This window comes from Mycobacterium sp. TH-M11 (genome assembly GCF_057473725.1).
In genome coordinates, this window is the sequence record NZ_JBYCLD010000322.1 from 1 (window position 1) to 23241 (window position 23241).

At 66.3% G+C, this 23241-nt stretch carries 23 protein-coding genes; 15 read left to right on the forward strand and 8 right to left on the reverse strand.

The window, feature by feature from the left end:
• Window positions 1-1326: tRNA (N6-isopentenyl adenosine(37)-C2)-methylthiotransferase MiaB (gene miaB / locus AC2VOG_RS13080; protein ID WP_486940324.1), on the forward strand; the 1326-nt coding region annotated here is incomplete at its 5' end.
• Window positions 1323-1925, forward strand: a complete 603-nt coding sequence (locus AC2VOG_RS13085) for an Rv2732c family membrane protein (protein ID WP_486940325.1) — start codon at window positions 1323-1325, stop codon at window positions 1923-1925. The genes miaB and AC2VOG_RS13085, both read left to right, overlap by 4 nt.
• Here the strand turns inward: AC2VOG_RS13085 and AC2VOG_RS13090 are convergent.
• Window positions 1922-3232, reverse strand: coding sequence for a DUF349 domain-containing protein (locus tag AC2VOG_RS13090; protein WP_486940326.1), 1311 nt, complete (start codon window positions 3230-3232; stop codon window positions 1922-1924). The genes AC2VOG_RS13085 and AC2VOG_RS13090 overlap by 4 nt on opposite strands.
• 251 nt (window positions 3233-3483) lie before the next feature.
• Here AC2VOG_RS13090 and AC2VOG_RS13095 point away from each other — a divergent pair, with 251 nt between their 5' ends.
• The 6 genes from AC2VOG_RS13095 to hflX all read left to right on the forward strand — a co-directional run bounded on the left by AC2VOG_RS13095 (window position 3484) and on the right by hflX (window position 9236).
• Window positions 3484-4395: a DMT family transporter gene (locus AC2VOG_RS13095; RefSeq protein WP_486940327.1), complete on the forward strand. Its 912-nt coding sequence runs from the start codon at window positions 3484-3486 to the stop codon at window positions 4393-4395.
• Window positions 4396-4461: 66 nt separating this feature from the next.
• Complete coding sequence (locus tag AC2VOG_RS13100) at window positions 4462-5361, forward strand: DMT family transporter (RefSeq protein WP_486940328.1); 900 nt, start codon at window positions 4462-4464, stop codon at window positions 5359-5361.
• A 9-nt stretch (window positions 5362-5370) separates the two neighbouring features.
• Entirely contained in the window at window positions 5371-6057 is a 687-nt protein-coding gene (locus AC2VOG_RS13105) for a class III extradiol ring-cleavage dioxygenase family protein (protein WP_486940329.1), read from the forward strand.
• Entirely contained in the window at window positions 6054-6965 is a 912-nt protein-coding gene (miaA, locus tag AC2VOG_RS13110) for a tRNA (adenosine(37)-N6)-dimethylallyltransferase MiaA (RefSeq protein ID WP_486940330.1), read from the forward strand. The genes AC2VOG_RS13105 and miaA overlap by 4 nt, the downstream gene beginning before the upstream one ends.
• Before the next feature lie 7 nt (window positions 6966-6972).
• Window positions 6973-7833: a diaminopimelate epimerase gene (gene dapF / locus AC2VOG_RS13115; protein WP_486940346.1), complete on the forward strand. Its 861-nt coding sequence runs from the start codon at window positions 6973-6975 to the stop codon at window positions 7831-7833.
• Window positions 7830-9236 (forward strand): GTPase HflX, encoded by a 1407-nt coding sequence (gene hflX / locus AC2VOG_RS13120; RefSeq protein WP_486940331.1) that lies wholly within the window; start codon window positions 7830-7832, stop codon window positions 9234-9236. Before dapF ends, hflX begins: the two co-directional genes overlap by 4 nt.
• Window positions 9237-9539: 303 nt before the next feature.
• Here the strand turns inward: hflX and AC2VOG_RS13125 are convergent, their stop codons facing one another.
• Window positions 9540-10043, reverse strand: a complete 504-nt coding sequence (locus AC2VOG_RS13125) for a hypothetical protein (protein WP_486940332.1) — start codon at window positions 10041-10043, stop codon at window positions 9540-9542.
• Window positions 10044-10140: 97 nt separating this feature from the next.
• Here AC2VOG_RS13125 and AC2VOG_RS13130 point away from each other — a divergent pair, with 97 nt between their 5' ends.
• A complete protein-coding gene (locus AC2VOG_RS13130; protein ID WP_486940333.1) occupies window positions 10141-11301 on the forward strand; it encodes an acyl-CoA dehydrogenase family protein in 1161 nt (386 codons plus the stop codon).
• A gap of 382 nt (window positions 11302-11683) precedes the next feature.
• Complete coding sequence (locus AC2VOG_RS13135) at window positions 11684-13678, forward strand: LGFP repeat-containing protein (RefSeq protein WP_486940334.1); 1995 nt, start codon at window positions 11684-11686, stop codon at window positions 13676-13678.
• Window positions 13679-13697: 19 nt separating this feature from the next.
• Here AC2VOG_RS13135 and lexA read toward each other — a convergent pair whose 3' ends face one another.
• Window positions 13698-14396, reverse strand: a complete 699-nt coding sequence (lexA, locus tag AC2VOG_RS13140; RefSeq protein WP_486940335.1) for a transcriptional repressor LexA — start codon at window positions 14394-14396, stop codon at window positions 13698-13700.
• A gap of 211 nt (window positions 14397-14607) precedes the next feature.
• Between lexA and AC2VOG_RS13145 the strand changes: the two genes are divergently transcribed.
• From AC2VOG_RS13145 to AC2VOG_RS13160, 4 genes are all read left to right on the forward strand, one after another.
• The gene (locus AC2VOG_RS13145) at window positions 14608-15090 is read left to right on the forward strand and encodes a LysM peptidoglycan-binding domain-containing protein (RefSeq protein WP_486940336.1); all 483 of its coding nucleotides are present in this window, start codon (window positions 14608-14610) and stop codon (window positions 15088-15090) included.
• A gap of 107 nt (window positions 15091-15197) precedes the next feature.
• The gene (gene nrdR, locus AC2VOG_RS13150; RefSeq protein WP_486940337.1) at window positions 15198-15662 is read left to right on the forward strand and encodes a transcriptional regulator NrdR; all 465 of its coding nucleotides are present in this window, start codon (window positions 15198-15200) and stop codon (window positions 15660-15662) included.
• Window positions 15663-15684: 22 nt separating this feature from the next.
• On the forward strand, window positions 15685-16893 hold the full coding sequence (locus AC2VOG_RS13155) for an FAD-dependent oxidoreductase (RefSeq protein WP_486940338.1): 1209 nt from the start codon (window positions 15685-15687) through the stop codon (window positions 16891-16893).
• A gap of 13 nt (window positions 16894-16906) precedes the next feature.
• Window positions 16907-17392, forward strand: coding sequence for a peroxynitrite isomerase (locus AC2VOG_RS13160; RefSeq protein ID WP_486940339.1), 486 nt, complete (start codon window positions 16907-16909; stop codon window positions 17390-17392).
• 59 nt (window positions 17393-17451) lie between these two features.
• On the opposite strand, the gene AC2VOG_RS13165 is transcribed toward AC2VOG_RS13160, so the two are convergent.
• The 3 genes from AC2VOG_RS13165 to AC2VOG_RS13175 form a co-directional block, all read right to left on the reverse strand.
• Window positions 17452-18138 (reverse strand): PhzF family phenazine biosynthesis protein, encoded by a 687-nt coding sequence (locus tag AC2VOG_RS13165; RefSeq protein ID WP_486940340.1) that lies wholly within the window; start codon window positions 18136-18138, stop codon window positions 17452-17454.
• Window positions 18139-18174: 36 nt separating this feature from the next.
• Window positions 18175-19206, reverse strand: coding sequence for an alpha/beta fold hydrolase (locus AC2VOG_RS13170; protein WP_486940341.1), 1032 nt, complete (start codon window positions 19204-19206; stop codon window positions 18175-18177).
• Window positions 19207-19304: 98 nt separating this feature from the next.
• Complete coding sequence (locus AC2VOG_RS13175) at window positions 19305-20291, reverse strand: proteasome assembly chaperone family protein (RefSeq protein WP_486940342.1); 987 nt, start codon at window positions 20289-20291, stop codon at window positions 19305-19307.
• Between the two features lie 320 nt (window positions 20292-20611).
• On the opposite strand from AC2VOG_RS13175, the gene AC2VOG_RS13180 reads away from it, so the two are divergent.
• The gene (locus AC2VOG_RS13180; RefSeq protein WP_486940343.1) at window positions 20612-21667 is read left to right on the forward strand and encodes a DUF4192 domain-containing protein; all 1056 of its coding nucleotides are present in this window, start codon (window positions 20612-20614) and stop codon (window positions 21665-21667) included.
• An 11-nt stretch (window positions 21668-21678) separates the two neighbouring features.
• Here AC2VOG_RS13180 and AC2VOG_RS13185 read toward each other — a convergent pair whose 3' ends face one another.
• Window positions 21679-22371, reverse strand: coding sequence for an iron-dependent transcriptional repressor DtxR (locus AC2VOG_RS13185; protein WP_486940344.1), 693 nt, complete (start codon window positions 22369-22371; stop codon window positions 21679-21681).
• 124 nt (window positions 22372-22495) lie between these two features.
• The coding region (gene sigB / locus AC2VOG_RS13190; protein ID WP_486940345.1) for an RNA polymerase sigma factor SigB at window positions 22496-23241 on the reverse strand (746 nt) is incomplete at its 5' end.

A 23241-nucleotide genomic window follows, 5' to 3' on the forward strand; every position in this document is an offset into this window, starting at 1 on the left:
CGCGAAAACGCCGACAACAAGCTGTACGGAAACATCAGCCACCTGGCCCCGCGTAAGCGCAGCAACCCTGACTTCCAGATCGCGGTCGGCGGATGTCTGGCTCAGAAGGACAAAGACGACGTGCTGCGCAAGGCGCCGTGGGTCGACGTCGTGTTCGGCACCCACAACATCGGGTCGCTGCCCACGCTGCTCGAACGAGCCCGGCACAACCGGGTCGCGCAGGTCGAAATCAAAGAGGCGCTGCAGCAGTTCCCGTCTGCCCTGCCGGCAGCTCGTGAATCTGCATACGCCGCATGGGTTTCCATCTCGGTGGGCTGCAACAACAGCTGCACGTTCTGCATCGTCCCGTCCCTGCGGGGCAAAGAACTGGACCGCAGGCCCGACGACATCCTGGCCGAGGTGCGCTCGCTGGTCGCCGACGGCGTCCTGGAAGTCACGCTGCTCGGTCAGAACGTCAATGCCTACGGGGTGTCGTTCGCCGATCCGCAAATACCGCGCAACCGTGGCGCGTTCGCCGAACTGCTGACCGCGTGCGGACGCATCGACGGGTTGGAGCGGGTGCGGTTCACCTCGCCGCATCCGGCCGAGTTCACCGACGACGTCATCGACGCCATGGCCCAGACGCCCAACGTCTGCCCGGCGCTGCACATGCCGCTGCAATCCGGTTCGGACCGGATACTGCGCGCTATGCGCAGGTCGTATCGTGCCGAGCGCTACCTCGGCATCATCGACCGGGTGCGTGCGGCGATGCCGCACGCCGCGATCACCACCGACCTGATCGTCGGGTTCCCCGGCGAAACCGAAGAAGACTTCGCTGCCACTCTCGATGTGGTACAGCAGGCCCGCTTCGCCAACGCCTTCACCTTCCAGTACTCCAAGCGCCCCGGTACCCCCGCGGCCGAACTCGACGATCAAGTACCCAAAGTCGTCGTGCAGGAACGCTATGACCGACTGATAGCGCTGCAGGACCAGATCGCGCTGGAGGAAAACCGCAACCAGATCGGCCGGACCGTCGAGTTACTGGTGGCCACCGGAGAAGGCCGCAAAGACAGCAGCACCGCACGGATGAGTGGGCGCGCGCGCGACGGGCGGCTGGTGCATTTCACGCCGGGCGAGCAGTCGGTGCGCCCAGGCGACGTCGTCACCACGACGATCACCCGCGCGGCTCCACATCACCTCATCGCCGACGGCGACGTCCTGAGCCACCGCCGCACCCGCGCCGGCGACGCAGAGGCCGCCGGTCAACGTCGGAGACCATTGAGTCTGGGTATGCCCACGGTAGGACAGCCCGCCGCCACAGCAGAGCCGGTGGGGTGCGCGCGATGAGCGGCAACGGGGCGGAATTCGACGCCTTCCGTGATGACATCGAGGCGGCCGAGCGGCGGATCGCCGGCGAAATCGACCCGGGTGCACGGGCCTTGGTTGTCGCCATCTTGGTGTTCGTGCTCATCGGATCGTTCGTTTTGCCGCACGCCGGCGATGTGCGCGGGTGGGATGTGCTGTTCTCCACCCACGGTGCCGGCAAAGCGGCGATAGCCTTGCCGTCACGTGTATTCAGTTGGTTGACACTGATTTTCGGCATCGGTTTCTCGATGCTTGCGCTACTGACCCGGCGCTGGGCACTGGCTTGGGTTGCGCTGGCCGGCTCCGCGGTGGCCAGCGTCGCCGGGCTGCTGGCGATCTGGTCGCGGCAGACGGTGGCGTCCGGGCACCCGGGTCCCGGCATCGGGCTGATCGTGGCCTGGATCGCGATCATGGTGCTGACGTTCCACTGGGCGCGGGTGGTGTGGTCGCGCACGATCGTGCAACTCGCCGCTGAGGAACAACGCCGTCAGGCCGCTGCGCGGCGGCAGGCGCGAACGCTGTTGGAGAGTCTCGATAACCCCCAGCCGCCCGAGCCCAACGGCACGTCAGGCTCGAGCTAGCGGCGGCGAGTCAGCGCAGCGGCTGCCGCATCAGCCCACTGCCGCCACTGGTCGGCGTTGGCCTTGGCTTCGTCGGCCTCCTTGCCGCGGCCCGCTGCTTCAGCCTTCTGCGCCTGGCGTTCGTACTGTTCTGCGCGTTCGCGGAACTGGTCGGCCCGGGCCTGCGCCTCGGGGTCGGGTCCCGAGGGCTCGGTGGCGTCACGGACCTTCTTCTCGACCGCGCGCAAGCGCCGCTCGAGGTCGGCCGATTTTTCCCGGGGAACCTTGCCGATCGCGTCCCATTTCTCGCCGATGGCCCGTAGTGCCGCGGTGGCCGCCTTCTGGTTGCTCATGTCGATCTTCTCCGCCTCAGCCAGCAGCGCCTCTTTGGCGGTGGCGTTGGCGTTGAATTCGGCATCCCGCTCGGCGGTCGCGGCGTTGCGGGCCTTGAAGAAGGTGTCCTGCGCGCCCTTGAAGCGGGCCCACAGCGCGTCGTCGACGTCGCGGGCGGCGCGGCCGGCGGCTTTCCAATCGTCGAGGAGTTTGCGAAATTCCGCGCTGGTGGCGCCCCAGTCGGTGGAGTCGACAAGCGCTTCGGCCCGCACGCAGAGCTTCTCCTTGGCCTCGCGGGCCCCGACCCGGCCTCGGTCCAACTCCGCGAAATGTGATCCGCGCCGCCGGTTGAAGGTTTCCCGCGCTGCCGAATAGCGCTTCCACAGCGCGTCGTCGGTCTTGCGGTCCAGCCCGGTGATCGTTTTCCATTCCTCGAGAATTGTGCGCAGTCGGTCGCCTGCGACTTTCCATTGCGTCGAGGTGTTGGCCAGCTCCTCCGCCTCGGCTGCCAAGGCATCTTTGCGTGCGGTCGCCGCGGCCCGATGCTCGTCACGAAGAGCGCGGGCGGCGGCTGCGGCCGCACTGGCGTGCTCGGCGATGCCGGCGAGACGGCGAGCCAGCGCATCGACGTCGCCGAGGACGTTGGCGCTCGGCAACGTCTCGGCCAGCGCGGCAGCCGTGGCTTTGACCTTGCGCGCATCGCCGGTACCGGCGGCCAGCCGCTCTTCGAGCAGGGTGATCTCGGTGCTCAGGTCATCGAATCGCCGCCCGAAGTGGGCGAACGCCGCTTCGGTGTCACCCGCTTGCCAGGAACCCACGACACGCTCGCCTGCCGCGGTGATCAGCCACACCGTTCCGTCATCGTCTACCCGACCGAACTTGTGTGGGTCGCTGACCGGCGCTGACACCACCGGGTGCGCCGGGGGGCGTGGGGTCGGCTTGGGGCCTGGCCGCGGGCCCGGCCGCGGTACTTCGTGTCGCTCGTCGGACGTCATCAACTGCCGTTACCTACCCTTCGCGCGGTTATTGGCCGCACACCTGCCGCGCGTAGCGGCGCCGTCGAAACGAGATACGCAGGTCCGTACCCCACCAGTATTGAAGCAGCTTGGCCAGTGCAGCGTTCCGAGTTGGCGGCGCAGTGGCTTCGGCCGGGCCGATATGGGGCAGGTGAAGACGTGTTACCGGCGATGATTCGCTGCTCGCCCCTAGGCTGGTGGGTAAACTCAGGAACAAGGGGCGGTGAACCATGTCGAAAGCGGATTTGGCGGCGCTGATCGCGCTGTGCGCCGCTTTGGCATCCGCGGTCGGCGACGTCATTCGTCAGCGTTCTGCTCAGGAGGTCACCGACGCCGACGTCGGCCACCTCGAACTGTTCCGCTTGTCGCTGCGTGACGCACGCTGGTGGATCGGTGGCCTGGGAGCTGTCGCCAATTACAGCCTGCAGGCCGCCGCGCTCGCGTTGGGCTCGGTGATGTTGGTGACGGCCTTGCAGGTGACCTCGCTGCTGTTCGCGCTGCCGATTTACGCCCGCCTGGCCCACCACCGGGTGACCCGCTGGGAGTGGACCTGGGCGGTGTTGCTGGCCGGGTCGCTCGCGGTGTTGGTGGCGGTCGGCGACCCCGGCGCGGGGGTCGCGCGCGGGTCGACCGTGAGCTGGCTCGCGGTGGCCGCGGTGCTGGGCCCGATGTTGGTGTTGTGCGTTCTGGGCGCCCGGATCTGGGCCGGCGGGACGCTGGCGCCCGTCCTGTTGGCAGTAGTGGCTGGGTCGTCGCTGGCGCTGTTCGCCGTGCTGACCAAAGGTGCCGTTGGGGCGGCGTCGGGTGGGTTTGGCGCAGTGCTGCGCGCCCCCGAGCTCTATTGTCTGCTGCCGGCGGCGCTGGCGGGAATGATCTTCCAGCAGTCGGCATTTCGCGCCGGCGCATTGACCGCATCGCTACCGGCGGTGACGGTGACGAAGCCGCTGGTCGCGGCCGTGCTCGGGGTTGTGGTGCTCAGCGAGACGTTGAACGCCGACGGTGCGAGGGGGTTGACACTTCTCGGCGCCGGGGTGCTGGTGATCGTGGCGACGATAGCATTGGCCCGCGGCGAGGCGGCGACCATGGCGGCGGGCAGCGGACGAGACGTCGTTGTAGCCGAGCAGGAGCCGTCGAGTCGCTAGCGACGAGGTTTTCACAGCCCACATCAGTACCGTGGCGGGGTACAAATCGGGCGAGGAGGGTTAAGCGTGCCGAAGGCGGAGCTCGCGGGGTTACTCGCGCTGGCGGCTGCGTACGCATCAGCACTCGGTAATGTTGCGCGGCAACGGTCCGCGCACGAGGTCACCGAGGGTCGCGTCGGCTATCTCAGGTTGTTTTTTCTGTCGTGGCGCAATCGGTCTTGGCGGCTCGGAGCGGTCGCGGCCGTTGCCAACTACGGACTGCAGGCCGCGGCGCTCAGTTTCGGCTCGGTGATATTGGTGACCGGGCTGCAAGTGACAGCCCTGCTTTTCGCGCTACCCCTTTACGCCCGGATGACCGGAGTCCGTGTGAGCCGGTGGGAGTGGTGTTGGGCGGCGGTATTGGCCACCGCGCTGGCCGTCATCGTCACCGTCGGACACCCAGTGGCCGGACATTCGCGCGCGCCGCTGCACATCTGGTTGGTGGTTGTCGCCATCGCGGGTCCGCTGGTTGCGCTGTGTCTGCTTGGAGCACGGCTCTGGCCGGATGGGGTGGTCGCCGCGGTGTTGCTGGCCGCGATCTCGGGTGCATCGCTGGCGTTGTTCGCCGTGCTGGTGAAAGGTGCGGTCGACGCCGCCGCGGGCGGCATCCTCGCGGTCTTGGCCGCTCCTGAGCTCTACGCCTGCATCGGGGCCGCCGCCGCCGGGATGGTGTTCCAGCAGTCGGCGTATCGACGCGGCCCGCTCAACGCCTCGATGCCGACGATGACGGTGGCCAAGCCGACGGTGGGCGCGTTGTTGGGCATTTTCGTGTTGGGGGAGACCGTGCGTTCCGGCGACGAGACGGTGTTCGTGGTCGGGGTCGCGGTGGCGGTGATGGTGATTGCCACCGCGGCGCTCGCCCGCGGCGAGGCCGCGACGGTCGAAGCGCACACCGACGCGTTCGCCGCAACGGCGTCGACCCGCTAGTTTGATCGCGTGCTAGGCGCCATCGCGATCATTCCGTCGGCTCCGGTGCTGATCCCCGAGCTGGCCGGTGCGGCCGCCGACGAGGTCGCGGAGTTACGGGCGGCCACCATCGCTGCCGCCACTGCGCTGCCGCCGCGCTGGATCATCGTCGGGGTGGGCGCCGCGGACGGTGTCGTCGGCCCCGCGAGTGTTGGCACGTTCGCGGGTTACGGCGCCGACGTGGGCGTGCGGTTGTCGCCGCAGGCCGACGGTCCGCCGATCCCGATGCCGCTGTGTGCGCTGATCGGCGGTTGGACGAGAGCCCTGGCTCAGCCGGATGCGGTCGCTCAGGTTCGGGTCTACGCCGAGGGCCACGACACCCCGGCCGCGGTAGAAATCGGCCGGCGGCTGTGTGCCGAGATCGACCGGTCGAGCGAGCCGACCGGGGTGCTGGTGGTCGCCGACGGCGCCAACACCCTGACGCCGGCAGCGCCCGGCGGTTACCGGCCCGACGACGTCGACATGCAGCGTGCCCTGGACGACGCGTTGGCCGGCGGCGACGTCGCCGCGCTGACCCGCTTGCCCGCGCGGGTCGGTGGGCGGGTCGCGTTCGGTGTGCTGGCCGGTCTGGCGGAGCCGGTGCCACGGTCGGCCAAGGAGCTCTGCCGCGCGTCGCCCTTCGGCGTCGGGTATTTCGCCGGCGTCTGGCAGCCGTGAGGCCGCTGGCCATCGTCGGGCCGACCGGGACAGGCAAATCGCAACTGGCCCTTGACGTTGCGGACCGGCTCGGCGGACAGGCGGAGATCGTCAACGCCGACGCGATGCAGTTCTACTGCGGCATGGACATCGGCACCGCCAAACTGCCCGTCTCCCTGCGCCGCGGCATCCCGCACCACCAACTCGACGTCCTCGACGTCACAGCCACCGCCACCGTCGCGCGCTATCAGTGCGACGCCGCCGCCGACATCGAGGCGATCGCCGCGCGCGGCAACGTTCCCGTCCTGGTGGGCGGGTCGATGCTGTACGTCCAATCGCTACTCGATGACTGGTCGTTCCCGGCGACCGACCCCGCGGTGCGGGCCAAATGGGAAGAACGGCTCGCCGAGGTCGGCACCCGCGCGCTGCACGCCGAGCTGGCCCACCGGGATCCGGCCGCCGCGGTCTCGATACTGGCTACCGACGGCCGCCGCATCGTGCGCGCGCTGGAGGTCGTCGAGCTGACCGGCCAGCCGTTCGCCGCGTCGGCGCCGGTGATCGGCGCACCGCGCTGGGACGCGGTTATCATCGGATTAGATTGCGACACAGCGCTTCTCGACGAGCGGCTGGCTCAACGCACCGATGCGATGTTCGAACACGGTCTGGTCGCTGAGGTGATGGGTCTGCTCGGGCGCGGACTGCGTGACGGTGTGACCGCGTCACGAGCGTTGGGGTACGCGCAGGTTCTCGAGGATCTCGACGCCGGCGGCGACGGCGACGGCGCCAGAGCGCCGACATTCGTCGGCACTCGCCGCTACGTGCGACGACAGCGGTCCTGGTTTCGTCGCGACCACCGGATCCGTTGGCTGGATGCCACCGCCGACGGTAACGCCGACGCGGCGCTGAGGGTGTGGCGCCACGTATCCTGAGCAGGTGATCCAATTCGCCAAAGGCCATGGCACCGAGAACGACTTCGTCGTGCTGCATGACCTCGACGCCGCGCTGGCGCTGACCCCGGACGTGGTGTCGGCCTTGTGCGACAGGCGCCGCGGCCTGGGCGGCGACGGCGTGCTGCGGGTCACTACCGCGAAAGCGGCACTGGCTGCGGGCGTGTTCGATCGGATGCCCGACGGGCTCCGCGCCGAGGACTGGTACATGGACTACCGAAATGCCGACGGGTCGATCGCGCAGATGTGCGGCAACGGCGTTCGGGTGTACGCGCATTACCTACGAGCCAGCGGGCTGGAAACCCGCGACGAGTTTGTCGTCGGCTCCCTGGCCGGGCCGCGGCCGGTCATCATGCACCACGTGGACGCCACCCGCGCCGATGTCCGGGTCGACATGGGCAAGGCCAATCGGCTGGGGCCCGGGCAAGCCGTTGTCGGGGGCCGGATGTTCAACGGGCTGGCCGTCGATGTGGGCAATCCGCACCTGGCATGCGTTGACTCCGCGCTGACAACCGCGGCGCTCGCGGAGCTGGACGTCGCGGCCCCGGTCAGTTTCGACCACGACCAATTTCCCGACGGGGTCAATGTAGAGATTCTCACGGCCCCCGACGACGGCACGGTGACCATGCGGGTGCACGAGCGCGGCGTGGGCGAAACCCGCTCCTGCGGAACGGGAACCGTCGCCGCAGCCGTCGCGGCGCTGTCGCATCGCGGCGCGACTACCGGCACCCTGACCGTGCGGGTGCCCGGGGGTGATGTCGTCGTGACGGTCACCGAGGCCACCAGCTACCTACGCGGGCCGTCGGTGTTGGTGGCCCGCGGCGAATTCAGCGAGCAGTGGTGGGTATGACCTATCCCGACCTTCCTGCGACCCCCAGCACCGGTGATCTCGCGCTCGACGACCGCGCGGCGCTACGCCGTGTTGCCGGACTGTCCACCGAGCTCACCGACGTCTCCGAGGTCGAGTACCGCCAGCTGCGACTCGAGCGGGTGGTGCTGGTCGGCGTGTGGACCGACGGCAGCGCCGCCGACGCTGACGCCAGCCTCGCCGAACTGGCCGCGCTGGCCGAAACCGCGGGATCCGAGGTGCTCGAGGGCATGGTCCAGCGGCGCAGCAAGCCTGATCCCTCGACCTACATCGGGTCGGGCAAGGCAGCCGAACTGCGTGACGTGGTGCTGGCCACCGGTGCCGACACCGTGATTTGCGACGGTGAACTGTCCCCGGCGCAGCTCAACGCCCTGGAGAAGGCCGTCAAGGTCAAGGTTATCGACCGCACCGCGCTGATCCTGGACATTTTCGCCCAACACGCCACCAGCCGGGAAGGCAAAGCGCAGGTGTCGCTGGCGCAGATGGAGTACATGTTGCCGCGGCTGCGTGGCTGGGGTGAGTCGATGTCACGCCAAGGCGGTGGCGCGGGCGGCAGCGGCGGCGGTGTGGGCACCCGCGGGCCTGGTGAAACCAAGATCGAGACCGACCGGCGCCGGATCCGCGAGCGAATGTCCAAGCTGCGCCGCGAGATCAAGGACATGAAGCAGGTCCGCGATACCCAGCGCAGTCGCCGGCGAAGCAGCGAGGCGCCCTCGATCGCGATCGTCGGCTATACCAACGCGGGTAAGTCCAGTCTGCTCAACGCGCTGACCGGTGCGGGGGTACTGGTGCAGGACGCGCTGTTCGCAACGCTTGAACCCACTACCCGCCGTGGACAATTCGACGATGGCAGGGCGTTCGTCATCAGCGACACGGTCGGCTTCGTGCGGCATCTGCCGACGCAGTTGGTGGAGGCGTTCCGCTCGACGCTGGAGGAAGTTGTCGACGCCGACCTGCTGGTACACGTCGTCGACGGCTCAGACGTGAACCCGCTGGCGCAGATCAGCGCGGTACGTCAGGTGGTGTCGGACGTGTTCGCCGACCATCACAGCGGTCCGGCGCCGGAGCTGATCGTGGTCAACAAGATCGACGCCGCAACCGACTTGGGGCTGGCCAAGCTGCGTCGCGCGTTGCCCGGGGCGGTGTTCGTCTCGGCCGCGACGGGGGAGGGCGTCGACGCGCTGCGCCGGCGGATGGCTGACCTGGCGGCGCCGACCGACACCGCGGTGGACGTCGTGATCCCATACGACCGTGGCGATTTGGTCTCACGCATGCATGCCGACGGCCGTATTCAGGAGACCGAGCACAGCAACGACGGAACCCGCATCAAAGCGCGTGTCCCGGTTGCGTTGGCCGCGGCCCTGCGTGAATTCTCAGCCGACTGAAAGGTCTTGGCAGATAGCAGAAAGCGCCGGAGCCCCCCGCTCCGGCGCTTCTGTTCCCCCGAGTATTACCGCGACCCGCCGTCCCGCCCGTGTGGACACCTGAACTTCTCAGTAGGATTTAAGGTACCCCGAAGGCTTATGCGCGTAAAGAACATTGCCGGGAAACTTCTTGACTAATGTCAATAGACTATCGATGCTGGCTGAAGCTTTTTCGGTCGCTGAAGGCCGCACGAGTGTGTAACGAGGGAACATTCGGTAAGGCTCAGCGGTTTTTCAGAGGTCGCCGCCCGATGTGTCGGATCATTACGCCAATTCGTAGACGTCCTCGGCGGACGCGGCCAGGATTTGGCGCGCGAGCTCAATGTTGAGCTCGTCCAGTCGCCAGCTGTCGGCCCGATCGCGCTCAGGTTTGGTGGTCAGTTCGAGGAATTCGTCAGTAATGAAACCGCGGCGCATCAGCAGCGTGGTGGTACGGCCATTAATCGTGGCTTGAAAAACGAAGCCCTGCAATGTTCGTCCCCGATCCGGCCGTGCCAATCCCGGATCAATGCTGTAGCGGCCGTCGGTCACCGCGCGACTGACGGCCTCGATTCCGTCGCGGATTCCCGGTTCGTCGAACGCTGCGCGAATGACGATCGATCGACGTTGTGGCGGGTGATTGGGGGACGAGGCGGCAAAGGCCCGCTGCAGTAGCTTGAGCGCGCTGGCCACACCGACCCGCGAAAGCGGCCCGGCATAACAAAGCATGTCGGTGTAGGAGAACTCGAGTAGCTGTCCGAGTTCCTGCACCAGGATCGTCTCGTCCACCGTGCTCAGAGTATGCCGAGACCGGTGCCCTGACCTACCAACCATCCGGTTGGTATATCTTGGGCGGCAGTATTCCCAACCTGCCGGAGGTCATCTCATGGGTAGCGCCGTCAAATACCAGCGCACGCTGTTCGAGCCCGAACACGATCTGTTCCGCGAGTCATACCGGTCATTCCTCGAACGGCACGTGGCTCCCTATCACGACGAGTGGGAGAAGGACAAGATCGTCGACCGCGGGGTATGGCTGGAGGCCGGCAAGCAGGGCTTTTTGGGGATGTCCATTCCCGAGGAGTACGGCGGCGGCGGCAATTCCGATTTCCGCTACAACACGATCATCACCGAGGAAACCACCTACGGTCGTTACAGCGGCATCGGATTCGGCCTGCACAACGACATCGTGGCGCCGTACCTGCTGAGCCTGGCCAACGAGGAGCAGAAGCAGCGTTGGCTGCCGAAATTCTGCAGCGGCGAACTGATCACCGCCATCGCGATGACCGAACCGGGCACCGGCAGTGACTTGCAGGGCATCAAGACTCGCGCCGTCAAAAAGGGCGACCATTATGTTCTCAACGGCTCAAAGACCTTCATCACCAACGGCATCAACTCGGATTTGGTGATTGTTGTCGCTCAGACCGATCCCGACAAAGGCGCACAAGGCTTCTCGCTACTGGCGGTCGAGCGCGGGATGAAAGGGTTCGAGCGCGGACGCCACCTGGACAAGATCGGTCTGGATGCTCAGGACACCGCTGAGCTGTCCTTCTCCGACGTCGAGGTGCCCGTCGAGAACCTGCTGGGGAGTGAGGGCCACGGTTTCATCTACCTCATGCAAAACCTCCCGCAGGAGCGGATCTCGATCGCCATCATGGCCGCCGCCGCGATGGAGCAGGTGTTGGAGCAGACGCTGCAATACACCAAGGAGCGCAAAGCCTTCGGCAAGCCCATCGGCAGTTTCCAGAACAGCCGATTCCTGCTCGCCGAATTGGCCACCGAAGCCACAGTGGTGCGGGTGATGGTGGACGAGTTCATCGCCCTGCACCTCGAAGAGAAGCTCACCGTCGAACAGGCGGCAATGGCCAAGTGGTACGCCACCGAGAAGCAGGTGTACCTGATCGACCGTTGCCTGCAGCTGCACGGCGGCTATGGCTTCATGCGCGAATATCCGGTTGCGCGTGCGTATCTCGATGCTCGGGTGCAGACCATCTACGGCGGTACCACCGAAATCATGAAGGAGATCATCGGCCGCAGCCTGGGTGTCTAGCCTCCGGATTTCCCGGGAATAGGCTCATCCGCCTGCGATGAACAGGTTCTGAGCCGGCGCTGATATTTCGGCCGGAGTGAGGATGGTGGGACCGCGGCTGTGAAATTCATCGGGCAGCCACGATGTGGTCGATGGCCCACCGCAGACCGCAGCTTCGCGAGTGGCTTCTCGGCATCTCAGCGCACAACGTCGCGATGGTGTCGGAGCGGAATTCGATGCAATTGCGCGCTGCGAAGGGTAATTCTGCATCGACGCGATGACCATTCCGTAGGGTCTGCATATGATTTCCCACGTGTCGTCGCCCGCAACAGAGTCGTGGCGGCCCATCGGGCGGACCGCATGGGGTCCAAGAATTCGGGCTGGGCGACCGCGGGAGGGCGGGATGAGAAGGCAGCGAAGACGGCTGGATGTCCTCGCGCGTTCAGCGCGGGGTCTGGTGGCGTTGACCGCGGCATTCACGTTCATGGTGCTGCAGGTGCCCCTCGCGAACGCATCGCCCATTGGCGACGCCGACAATGCGATCACCGCCGCGTGGAAAGAGGCCGGCGGCGACACCTCGGACCTGGGCGCCAAACAGGGCGACTGCTACGTGGTCGGCCAAGGGTTTGCCCAGGACTTCGTGAACGGGAAGATGTTCTTCACGCCGGCGACGGGTCCACGGTCGATGATGGGCGCCATCCTGGAAAAGTACGAGGCTCTGGGTGGGCCTGCGGCGTCCGACCTGGGCTTTCCGACCGCCAACGAGGTACGCGGGTTGGCCGGGCCCGACAGCCGGGTCAGTACGTTTTCGGCAAGCGACAAGCCGCTCATCTACTGGACCGCCGATCACGGCGCGTTCGTTGTGCGCGGCGCGATCAACGCGGCCTGGGACAGGCTGGGCAGTTCCGGCGGCGCCCTCGGCGTTCCGACCGGGGATGAGACCTACGACGGTGAACTCGCGACCCAGGCGTTCAGCGGCGGCAAGGTGTCCTGGAATCGGCTGACAAAGGTTTTCACCACCGTTCCGTCGGACCTGGCCGGTCAACTCGCCGGCCTGCAGGTGCCGGTCGATCCGACGGCGGACATCAACACGGCGTGGCGGGCTGCCGGCGGCGTGTCCGGTCCGCTGGGCGCCAAGCAGGGCGACCAGTATCCGGTCGGCAGCGACGGACTGGCCCAAAACTTCGCGGGCGGGACGGTCTTTTTCAGCCCCAACACCGGCGCGAACGCCGTCGAGACCGACATTCTGGCCAAGTACGAGGCGCTCGGCGGGCCGGTCAATAGTGGCCTGGGCTTCCCGATCGCCAACGAAGCCGACGGGGGTCTGAAACCGGCCAGTAAGGTCAGCGCGTTCTCCGCCGACGACAAACCAGTGATCTTCTGGACGTCCGACCATGGTGCGTATGTGGTACGCGGGGCTGTCAAAGCCGCGTGGGACAAGCTGCTGGGCGCGACCGGCAGACTGGGCGCGCCGGTCGGCGATCAGACCGTCGCCGGCGATGTCGTCACACAGAAATTCACCGGCGGCCAGATCGCTTGGAACAAGACGAAGAACATCTTCACCACGGAGCCGACGAACCTGGCATCGGCGCTGTCCGGTCTGGCGATACCAGGCGAAACCACGCGGGCGGATGCGGCCAGGCCTGATACCGCGGGGGGGTGGCTGCCCGCCCATTGGCGGTGGTTGCTGGCCGGTGTGGGCGCGCTGCTGTTGGTCGGCCTCCTGACACTTGTGGTGGGATGGTCGGGTCGGCGTCGTGCGGCCAGACGCGATGGTGCGGGCCGCGGGAACGACTCCGGTGACGAGGCCGCCACCGAAGCGGTTTCGCAATGGTCCCCGGAGGTCGATTCCGACTTGGCGGTCACCGGCCCGGACGAGGAGTACCGGCCGCCGCGTCCACGGACCGTCCGCCTGCCCAGACAGCCCGCCAGTGCGTGGATGCCACCCGATCACGAGAGTCTGGTGGAGGAGTTGCTCGGCGAGGACACCGATCGGCACGACGAGTATTCCGACTTCGGTGAGTTCGACCACGTCGACGAGTTCAACCAGGCCGACGCGCAGTTCGCCCAGGATCCCGACAATGTCGACACCCACCCGACCGGAATTCCGGTGGGGCGTGAGGCCCGGGTCGGACGGCACGCGGCGGCTGACGCCTACGGCGACGACTCGCAAGAGACGACAGCCGTGCCGATAGCGCGAGTCATGTCCGGGCAGTTGGCAATTCACCTTCCGATGGATGACCCTTACCGGGTGCCGGAGGGCTATCCCGTCAAGGCCAACGCCAGCTCGGGTCTCTACTACATGCCCGACAACGGGCTTTACGACGACACCCCGGCCGAAATCTGGTTCGCTAGCGAGGAAATCGCCAAGGTAAACGGCTTTCACAAGGCCGGCTAGGGCACCGGCTCGCGCCGCGTCAGATCTTGCGGATGACCGTGACGACCTTGCCGAGCACCGCGGCATCGTTGCCCGGGATCGGGTCAAAAGCCGGGTTATGCGGCATCAGCCAAACCTGGTTGCCCGTTCGTTTGAAGGTCTTGACGGTGGCTTCTCCATCGATCATCGCCGCCACGATGTCGCCGTTGTCGGCAACGTTTTGCTGACGGATCACCACCCAGTCGCCGTCGCAGATGGCAGCGTCGATCATCGATTCACCGACCACCTTGAGCAAGAAGAGCGAACCTTCGCCGACGAGTTCGCGCGGCAACGGAAAGACGTCTTCGATCGCTTCCTCGGCCAGAATCGGGCCACCGGCGGCAATGCGACCCAGCACGGGGACGAACGTCGGCTCCGGCAGCGCGTCCGACCCGGCGACGTCGGTGAGCACCGACGGCTTGGTCAGCTCGTCGGCCGAACGGACGTCGACCGCGCGCGGGCGATTGGGGTCGCGGCGCAGAAAACCCTTTTTCTCCAGCGTGCGCAATTGGTGAGCAACCGAAGATGTCGACGTCAGTCCGACTGCGTCACCGATCTCCCGAATACTCGGCGGATATCCACGGGTGGTCACCGACGCGCGGATGACGTCCAGGATGGTCCGTTGGCGCGCCGTCAGGCCCGAATCGGCTGATCGCGGCGCCCGTTGAGATGCGGTATCCGGAGTATCACTGTCGCTCATATGGACGAATGTAGCGATATTTTGCCTAGATATCAAACATGTGTTCGAGGCATGTCGCAGCCAGGACCCGCGCAGTGCCGAGAGAGTTGTCGGTGGCCTGGCTTACCGTCATCGGCATGTGCAACAGTTCGATCACATGTTCGCTTTTCGAACACACTATCGATTACTCTTCGAACACGTGATCGACCACGAGCCGACTGGAGGAACGCACATGATGCACATCGAAACGATCTCACCGACCGCGCCGCCCCGGGTTCGCCCGGCCCAGGTACGTCCGGCCGGCCGCGGTAGCGGGCCGGGATCCCGAGGTCCGCGGCAATCCAGGCCCGTTGCGGCGCCGCCGCGCTATCGCGGCACCGGCGTGTTGCTGTCGAGTGCCCCGCACCGGCCGCGACCCATCACCCCGGCGACCACGGTGGCGCTTGCGTTAGTCGCCGCGGCTATCACGGTGTGGTTGGGATTCGTCGCCCACTTCAGTGGGATGTTGCATGGCGGACCCGAGAAGGCCGCGGTGCACATGCCTGACCGGCTCGCGGTGGTCCGGGTCGAACCGGGGGAGACACTGCAACGTCTGGCTGCCCGGGTGGCGCCGGATGTGCCGGCCGGTGACGTCGCGGCGCGCATTCGCGAACTCAACGAGCTCAAGTCCTCTGCGGTGACGGCCGGCCAGACGCTGATCGCACCGGTGGGATGAGTCGCGTACCAGCCGCGACACCCGGTGATGCTAGGTCCGCGCCCCGGAGCGCAGGTAGGCTCATGGGGGTTCGGGACACCCGAAGTCAGCGCGGCGAAGGAGCGGCCATGCATTGTCCGTTCTGTCGACATCCGGATTCGCGAGTGGTTGACTCCCGTGAAACCGATGAAGGACAGGCGATCCGACGTCGCCGATCGTGTCCAGAATGTGGACGGCGATTCACGACGGTGGAAAATGCGGTGCTGGCAGTCGTCAAGCGCAGCGGCGTGACCGAGCCGTTCAGCCGGGAGAAAGTGATGCGCGGGGTGCGCCGCGCATGTCAGGGCCGCCAGGTAGACGACGATGCGCTCAACCTGTTGGCGCAGCAGGTTGAAGACGCCGTGCGCGCGGCCGGCTCGCCGGAAGTTCCCAGTAATGAGGTCGGCCTCGCCATCCTCGGGCCACTGCGTCAACTCGACGAAGTGGCTTACCTGCGATTCGCCTCGGTCTACCGGTCTTTCGAGTCTGCAGAGGATTTCGAGCGCGAGATCAAAGCGCTGCGGGCCCACCGTAAGGTGCCCACGTCGGGTTGACCAGTTGTCGTAGTGTCGGTCCATGACGCGAGTCGTGCGAACCCAGGTCTGTGTTGCCGGCGGCGGCCCCGCGGGCATGGTGCACGCGCTACTCCTGGCCCGGGCCGGGATCAACGTGACGGTCTTGGAGAAACACAGTGACTTCCTGCGCGACTTCCGTGGCGACACCGTGCATCCCAGCACTTTGCGCGTCATGGACGAGCTGGGGCTGATCAACGAATTCCTGCGTCTGCCGCACACCAAAGTCGATCGGCTCGCTTTCGATACCGATGGGACACTGCGAACCTTCGGCAACTTCCGGGCGCTCGCACGGCTCGGCTTCAGACAGCCTTACATCGCGCTGATGCCGCAGTGGGATTTCCTCGACTTCCTCGCCGAAAAGTGCAGTGCCTATTCGGAGTTCACGCTGATCCGGAACGCGGAGGTGACCGGCTTGATGGTCGATGGGGATCGTGTCGTGGGCGTCCGCACTCCCGATCTGGAGGTGCGCTCCGATCTGGTTATCGGCGCGGACGGCCGCAAATCCGCGGTGCGCGCCGCGGCCGGGTTGCAGGTCGGGAGTTCGAATTCGTCGATAGACGTGCTGTGGTTCCGGTTGAATTGGCGCCCCGGTGACCCTCGGGAACCTGTCGGGGTGGTTCGCAAGGGCCTGATGATGGCGATGATCTACCGGGGCGACTACTGGCAAATTGCGTACCTCATGCCCAAGGGTGAAAACCCCCGAGACGGATCGCTGGAGGCGTTCAAGGAGCGACTGGTCGCCGTGCAGCCCAATCTGGCGCAGCACGTCAACGACTTGCACTCCTGGGACCAGACCAGCCAACTCGATGTGCGGGTGGATCGGCTGACAACCTGGTGGCGTAAAGGGCTGCTGTGTATCGGCGACGCGGCGCACGCGATGTCCCCGGTCGGCGGGGTCGGCATCAACCTCGCGGTCGCGGATGCGGTGGGCGCGGCCAACATCCTCTGCGGCCCACTACGCGAAAACCGGTTGACCGATGCAGATCTCGCCAAGGTGCAGCGGCGGCGCGAGCTTCCGGCCAGGATCATCCAGGCCGGTCAAGTTCTCGTACAAAACAACGTCATCGAACCGAACCTGGCCGGCGACCTGTCGCCGATTCGAGTTCCGAAGATCATCGGCCGGGGACCGCTGCAGTTCATCCCGCCGATCATCGTCGGACGAGGTTTCCGGCCCGAGCACGTCCGCAGCCCCGACGTTCACGCCGCTTAGCTAGGCTGACCCGATGGTGCCCGACCTGCATCCCAACCTGCAAGCACTGGCTGCGCTGCTGGGCACGTGGCGGGGCCGCGGATCCGGTGAATACCCCACCATCGAGCCGTTCGACTACCTCGAAGAAGTCACGTTTTCCCATGTGGGCAAGCCGTTTCTGATCTACGGGCAAAAAACCAAGAGCGCAGTCGACGGTTCACCGCTACATGCCGAAACCGGCTACCTCCGGGTACCGCGACACAACGACGTCGAACTGGTTCTGGCGCATCCGAGCGGCATCACCGAGATCGAGGTCGGCAGATACGTGGTCGACGGGTCCGCGGTCGAACTGGAGGTGGCGACGACGGATGTCGGCGTGGCCCCGACCGCCAAGGAAGTGACGTCGCTGGCACGTCGCCTGCGGGTGGACGGCGACGAACTCACCTACTCGGTGCAGATGGGGGCGGTGGGCCAGCCATTGCAGCATCATCTTTCGGCGGTGCTGCATCGCACAACCTGACGCGAGGGCCAGTTGCTGTTACGCATGGCTCAGCGCGATGCGGTAACGGGCTGAGGCGGTTAAGGCAGGTGCCGCACGCCGTCATTGACGACACGACCGCCAACCTGCACCCACCCCCGCGAACTCCAGGTGGTCTCGAGGATCGATCCCTTGCCCTGACAAATGCGTAGGTCGCGGCTGAGGTAATCGGTGATCCGGACAGCGGCCGAACCCGTCGCCTCATCCTCTGCCACACCGAGATTCGGGGCAAACATCCGCGAGCGTAGTGATCCCGCGGTCTCGTCGACCCAGGCCCACAGGTAGTGCGCCACGTCGTCGGAGTAGTCGGCGGGGTCGGCGGCGGCCAGTTCGTCGACGCCGCCCAGATCGTGAATAGCGAACTCCGGCGACCAGTCCGAGCGGGCACTGATCGTGGTGATGTCGCCGTCATAGTTGACCTGCACCAACCCGACTGGCGCCTGCAGCGTGTGAATCGGCGTGCCAACGGATCTCAGCCACCAGGACGCCCCGACCGTCGGATGCCCGGCGAACGCCAACTCGGTGGCCGGGGTGTAGATGCGCGCCCGCGCAGTGCTGCTGCCGGCAACCGGGAGATTGACGAAAATTGTTTCGCTGTAACCTAATTCGTGGGCAATACGCTGATGCTGATCCGGTTCGAGTGTCGCGGCGTCGACCACGCCGAGTGGATTGCCGAAATTCCCGCCCGCATCGGTGAATACCCGCAACACCGTGACGTCGACGCCCATCAGGACGACGGTACCCGCGTCACCGCGACGTAGCGATCAGGTGGCGCTGCGTTCGTCGGAGCCCATGGCCTCCAGCACCGCGACCCGGGTGTCGTGTGGCCCGGAGACGGTCTGTGCGCCGCCACCGCTGCGGAGCAGCTCGCGAAGCGCGGTCTGGTCGTAGTCGGCCGGCGCAGTGGTGTCGATGAAGCGTTCGACGACTGCGATGAAACGGTCCGGGTCGTCGTGGAACGGGAAATGTCCGGAGTGCTCGAAAATCTCGATCTGGGAGCCGGGCATCGCGGCGTGAGCCATGTGGGCGTGGCTGACCGGAACCACGACGTCGTCGTTGCCCCAAATAATCTGTACCGGAACGGATTGGGTCAAATAACATCGATCGAGCATGGTCACGCTCTGGCCGCGCCAGTCGACCACCGCGCGCAGCGACCGGGTGAACGCCGCTGAGGCCATCGGTTCGGGCAGGCCTTCCAGGATCCGCAGAACATCGGGCAGGTCGTGACCGATCGCGGTGGAGCCCAACACCTTTCCCGCCGCTCGACCGAACAACTGGAGGGTCGGCAGAACCAACGGCAGCCGCAGCAGCGCCAGTGCTTCGCTGCCCAAGGGCAAGGAGGCCACCCGCAACAGAATGTTCACGTCCTTGGTCACTCCGCCGGCGCCGACCAACACCAATCGCTCGACCAGATGGGGGAACTGGTAGGCGAATTGCATCGCGACGCCGCCACCGAGCGAATGGCCGATCACGGTGGCCCGCTCGATGTCCAGAACGGACATCAGGTCGCGCATTCCGTTGGCGTAGGCCGCAACTGAATAGTCGGCCCGTGGCTTGTCTGATTCGCCGTGGCCCAGCAGGTCGACGGCGATCACGGTGAACCGCTGCGCGAGTATGGATTGCACCATCGACCACGTGGTGGAGTTGTCGCCGATGCCGTGGATCAACAGGATCACCGGGCCCGAGCCCGCGACGCGGAATGCCCGCCGGTAACCGTGCACCGTGCGGAACTGGAGCTGCGGGGTAACCTCGCGCACCGAGCGAAGGGTTGGCCTGCGCCCTAGCAGATCAGTCATATCGCCAACTTCGCTGTCGGGCTGGGATACACGGGCCACTCCTGGTCATAGGGGCCGCCCATGCGGCGCACGGTCGGGTCGTAACCCGCCGACGGCGATCAGGTCGGATCGTCGTTGTCGAACCTTTTATCGGCCTGCTGTGCAAGGAAACGCTCGAACTCCGCACCGAGTTCATCACCGCTGGGCAGGTCTTGTTCGCGCGTTAGCAGCGACCGATTTTCCTGCGCAGCAATGAAGGCATCGTACTGGCGCTCCAGCGCTGCCACCACTTGAGCGACATCCGAACTGGCCTCGACCTGCTCGTCCACCTTGAGTTTGATCTCCCCAGCCGCCTCGGTGAGCGCGGTGAGCGGCAACTGCAGCGCCGCGGTCTTCGACACCTGCTCCAGCAGGGCCTGCGCGGCGGCCGGGTAGTCCGTCTGCGCCAGGTAGTGGGGGACATGGACGGTGTAGCCGACCACTTCGTGCCCGTGCTGGGCCATCCGGTACTCCAGCAGATTCGATGCGCTTCCTGGAACCTGCACCTCCGAAATCCACGGCGTGAAGTCCGCGATCAGCTCGCGTTTGTTGGAATGGGCGGTCAACGTGATCGGCCGGGTGTGCGGAACCGCCATCGGGATGGCGCCCAGCCCAATGGTCTGCCGGACACCGAGGCGCTCAGCCAACAACCGGACGGCGGTGATGAAGCGCTCCCACTTCAAATCCGGTTCCATCCCGGCCAGCAGCAGGAACGGCGTACCGACGCTGTCGTGCATGGCGTAAAGGCTGAGCTGGGGGTCTTCATAATGGGTGAAATGGTCGGTCTTGAACGTCATCAGCGGGCGCCGCGACCGGTAGTCGAGCAACTCGTCGATCGCGAATGACGCCACCAATTCGGTGTCCAGGGTGTCTTTGAGGTGGCTGGCGGCCAGCTTGATCGCGTGGCCGGCATCGGAGAACCCTTCCAGGGCGTGCACCAGGACCGGGCCGCGCCCGTCGGACAGCGACAATTGTGGCGCCGGGAATTCGAGCTCGTACATGCCGTTCTGCTCGAGTTGGTACTGCTTGTCCCGGTCAGGGGTGTCGGGGGGCTCGTGATCGCCCATCGCTTCTGCCTCCTAGCCACGGCATGTATCGCACGCCGTGTCAGATAGTGTCCCTCAGATTGCCGAGCAGCGGATAGTGACCCCGCTTTCTCCTATCTTCCAAAACGCCGTCATCGCGGGCGGTATTCCACGGCATACCCGATTCGCGCAGCGTTGATAGGCGTTCCGCGCGGCCGTCATCGTGACGAACGCGCGTCGAAAACAGCGGTCTACACGAGAACAACATGGCGCATGCACAGTTGCGACTTTGTGCACAGCAGGGCGCTCTGGCGGGCCGCGCCGCCCCCGAAATGACGGTGTTGGTTGCCACCGTCGTTGCCATGACCAAGCAGCGAAGCGACTTTGAACTGAATCGGCCCGGCGCGGTGATCGCCGCGCTTCCGGCGGTGTTGGGCTTTGTGCCCGAGAAATCGCTGGTGGTGTTGTCGATCGACGACGGCGAACTCGGGTCGGTGATACGCGTCGATCTGTCCGACGCGGTCGCCGACCAGGTCGCTCATGTCGCCGACGTCGCCGCGGCCGCTGGACCCGAGGCCGCCATCGTGGTGATCGTCGACGCCGACGGGGCCCGCTGCCCGATGTGCAACGACCACTACCGTGACCTGTGCGCGTCGCTGACCGAAGAACTCAGCCGACACGACATCGTGCTGTGGGCCGTACATGTCGTCGACCGGGTGGCCGCCGGGGGGCGGTGGCACTGTGTGGACGGTTGCGGCGCAGGTGGTGTCGTCGACGACCCGTCCGCGTCGCCACTGGCTGCCGCCGCCGTGCTGGACGGGCGTCGGCTTTATGCGCGGCGGGCCGACCTGCAGGCGGTGATCACGCTCGACGGGGCCCGCAGCGCGTCGCTCACCGCTCTGATCGCCGAGCGGGCCGCGCTGCGTGACAAGACGCATCGCGAAGACCCGGCCTCCTGCGCCCGCCGCGATGTCGAAGCCGCGATGGCGGCCGCCGCGGGAGTCGCCGACGGACGACCACTCGCCGACTCCGACATTGCCGGCCTGGCGTGTGCGCTGGCCGACGTCGAGGTGCGGGACACGTTGTACGCCTTGGCCGTCGGCCACAGCGCCGGAGACGCCGAATCGCTGTGGGCAATGCTGGCGCGGACACTGCCCGCGCCGTGGCGGGTCGAGGCGCTGGTGCTGCTCGCGTTCAGCGCCTATGCCCGCGGCGACGGACCGCTGGCCGGGGTGTCGCTGGAGGCGGCCCTGCGGAGCGAGCCGGGGCATCGGATGGCCGGCATGCTCGACACCGCGCTGCAGTCGGGTCTGCGGCCCGAGCACATCCGCGAATTGGCGGTCACCGGATATCGGCTGGCCGAGCGACTCGGCGTGCGGCTTCCCCCGCGGCAGACGCCTCGGCGGCGTGCGGTGTGAGCGCCGGCCGGCTAGACCTTTTCGACCTTGACCGCGTGCGCCATTTCATGCGGCAGACCGACGTCCTCATGGCCGGGGATGACGATGGTCACGCCGCCTGATGGGTTCGATTCGACGGTCACGCGGGCGTTGGGAACGACGCCGGCGTCCTTGAGGCGGGTGATCAGGTCGATGTCGCCCTGCACGTGCTCGGTGAGCTGGCGCACCACCACTGCGACGGGCGGGCCGGCGGGAAGCTCCGTCAAGCGCACCATGTTGGCATCCTCGGCGCCGAAGTCGTCGCCGATACCCAAATCGATGAGCCCGGGGATGGGGTTGCCGAACGGAGACGTGGTCGGGTTGTTCAGCACCTTCATCAGGCGGCGCTCGACGTCGTCACTCATGACGTGCTCCCAGCGACACGCTTCGGCGTGGACCTCTTCCCATGGCACACCGATGACGTCGACCAGAAGTCGTTCGGCCAGACGGTGTTTGCGCATCACGGAAACGGCCAACGTGCGGCCCTTTTCGGTCAGCTCGAGGTGGCGGTCACCGGCGACATGCAGCAGCCCGTCGCGCTCCATCCGCGACACGGTCTGACTGACCGTGGGCCCGCTCTGGTCCAGCCGTTCGGCGATGCGGGCACGCAACGGAGTAACGCCCTCTTCCTCGAGGTCGTAAATGGTCCGTAGGTACATCTCGGTGGTATCAACTAGGTCGTTCATTCCGCACCCTCCATTGCGGGCGAGTCTACTTGCCCAGCTGCGTCAATGGTTCGCTAACACTCCCAGACGGCAGTATGCCCGCCACGGCTGCGGCGGGCATACGTGCCGATGCTGGCGTGAGTTGTCAGCTCGCGTAGGACCGGAGTCGGTCGGCCCGCTCCCCGTTGCGCAGCTTGGCCATCACCTCGCGCTCGATCTGGCGAACCCGCTCGCGGGACAGCCCGAACAGCTTGCCAATCTGGTCGAGCGTGCGGGGCTGCCCGTCGTCGAGTCCGAAGCGCAGCCGGATCACCTGCTGCTCCCGCTCGTCGAGCGTGGCGAGCACGCTGCGAATGTCGGTGTGCAGCAGTTCGGCGATGACCGAGTTCTCCGCCGACATGGCTTCGGCGTCTTCGATGAAATCGCCCAGCGGCGCTTCTTCTTCCGACCCGACCGGCATGTCCAGGCTCACCGGATCCCGGCTGTGCTCCAGCAAGTCGTTGATCTTCTCGACGGGAATGCCGGACTCTTCGGCCAGTTCCTCGTCCGTCGCTTCGCGGCCGAGGTTCTGATGCATCTCGCGCTTGATGCGGGCCAGCTTGTTCACCTGCTCGACCAGGTGAACCGGCAGCCGGATGGTGCGGCTCTGGTCGGCCATGCCGCGGGTGATCGCCTGGCGGATCCACCACGTTGCGTACGTGGAGAACTTGAATCCCTTTGCGTAGTCGAACTTTTCCATCGCGCGGATCAGGCCCAGGTTGCCCTCCTGGATGAGGTCCAGCAGCGGCATCCCGCGACCGGTGTAGCGCTTGGCCAGCGACACGACCAGTCGCAGGTTGGCTTCCAGCAGGTGGCGGCGCGCCGCCTCGCCGTCGCGAACCACGGCGGCCA

Bases quoted from the DNA above. Each gene is read 5' to 3' on its own strand.
- AC2VOG_RS13085 (WP_486940325.1), top strand. From the start codon at position 1,323: ATGAGCGGCAACGGGGCGGAATTCGACGCCTTCCGTGATGACATCGAG.
- AC2VOG_RS13090 (WP_486940326.1), bottom strand. From the start codon at position 3,232: ATGACGTCCGACGAGCGACACGAAGTACCGCGGCCGGGCCCGCGGCCA.
- AC2VOG_RS13095 (WP_486940327.1), top strand. From the start codon at position 3,484: ATGTCGAAAGCGGATTTGGCGGCGCTGATCGCGCTGTGCGCCGCTTTG.
- hflX (WP_486940331.1), top strand. From the start codon at position 7,830: ATGACCTATCCCGACCTTCCTGCGACCCCCAGCACCGGTGATCTCGCG.
- AC2VOG_RS13130 (WP_486940333.1), top strand. From the start codon at position 10,141: ATGGGTAGCGCCGTCAAATACCAGCGCACGCTGTTCGAGCCCGAACAC.
- AC2VOG_RS13135 (WP_486940334.1), top strand. From the start codon at position 11,684: ATGAGAAGGCAGCGAAGACGGCTGGATGTCCTCGCGCGTTCAGCGCGG.
- lexA (WP_486940335.1), bottom strand. From the start codon at position 14,396: ATGAGCGACAGTGATACTCCGGATACCGCATCTCAACGGGCGCCGCGA.
- AC2VOG_RS13145 (WP_486940336.1), top strand. From the start codon at position 14,608: ATGATGCACATCGAAACGATCTCACCGACCGCGCCGCCCCGGGTTCGC.
- nrdR (WP_486940337.1), top strand. From the start codon at position 15,198: ATGCATTGTCCGTTCTGTCGACATCCGGATTCGCGAGTGGTTGACTCC.
- AC2VOG_RS13155 (WP_486940338.1), top strand. From the start codon at position 15,685: ATGACGCGAGTCGTGCGAACCCAGGTCTGTGTTGCCGGCGGCGGCCCC.
- AC2VOG_RS13160 (WP_486940339.1), top strand. From the start codon at position 16,907: ATGGTGCCCGACCTGCATCCCAACCTGCAAGCACTGGCTGCGCTGCTG.
- AC2VOG_RS13165 (WP_486940340.1), bottom strand. From the start codon at position 18,138: ATGGGCGTCGACGTCACGGTGTTGCGGGTATTCACCGATGCGGGCGGG.
- AC2VOG_RS13170 (WP_486940341.1), bottom strand. From the start codon at position 19,206: ATGACTGATCTGCTAGGGCGCAGGCCAACCCTTCGCTCGGTGCGCGAG.
- AC2VOG_RS13175 (WP_486940342.1), bottom strand. From the start codon at position 20,291: ATGGGCGATCACGAGCCCCCCGACACCCCTGACCGGGACAAGCAGTAC.
- AC2VOG_RS13180 (WP_486940343.1), top strand. From the start codon at position 20,612: ATGACCAAGCAGCGAAGCGACTTTGAACTGAATCGGCCCGGCGCGGTG.
- AC2VOG_RS13185 (WP_486940344.1), bottom strand. From the start codon at position 22,371: ATGAACGACCTAGTTGATACCACCGAGATGTACCTACGGACCATTTAC.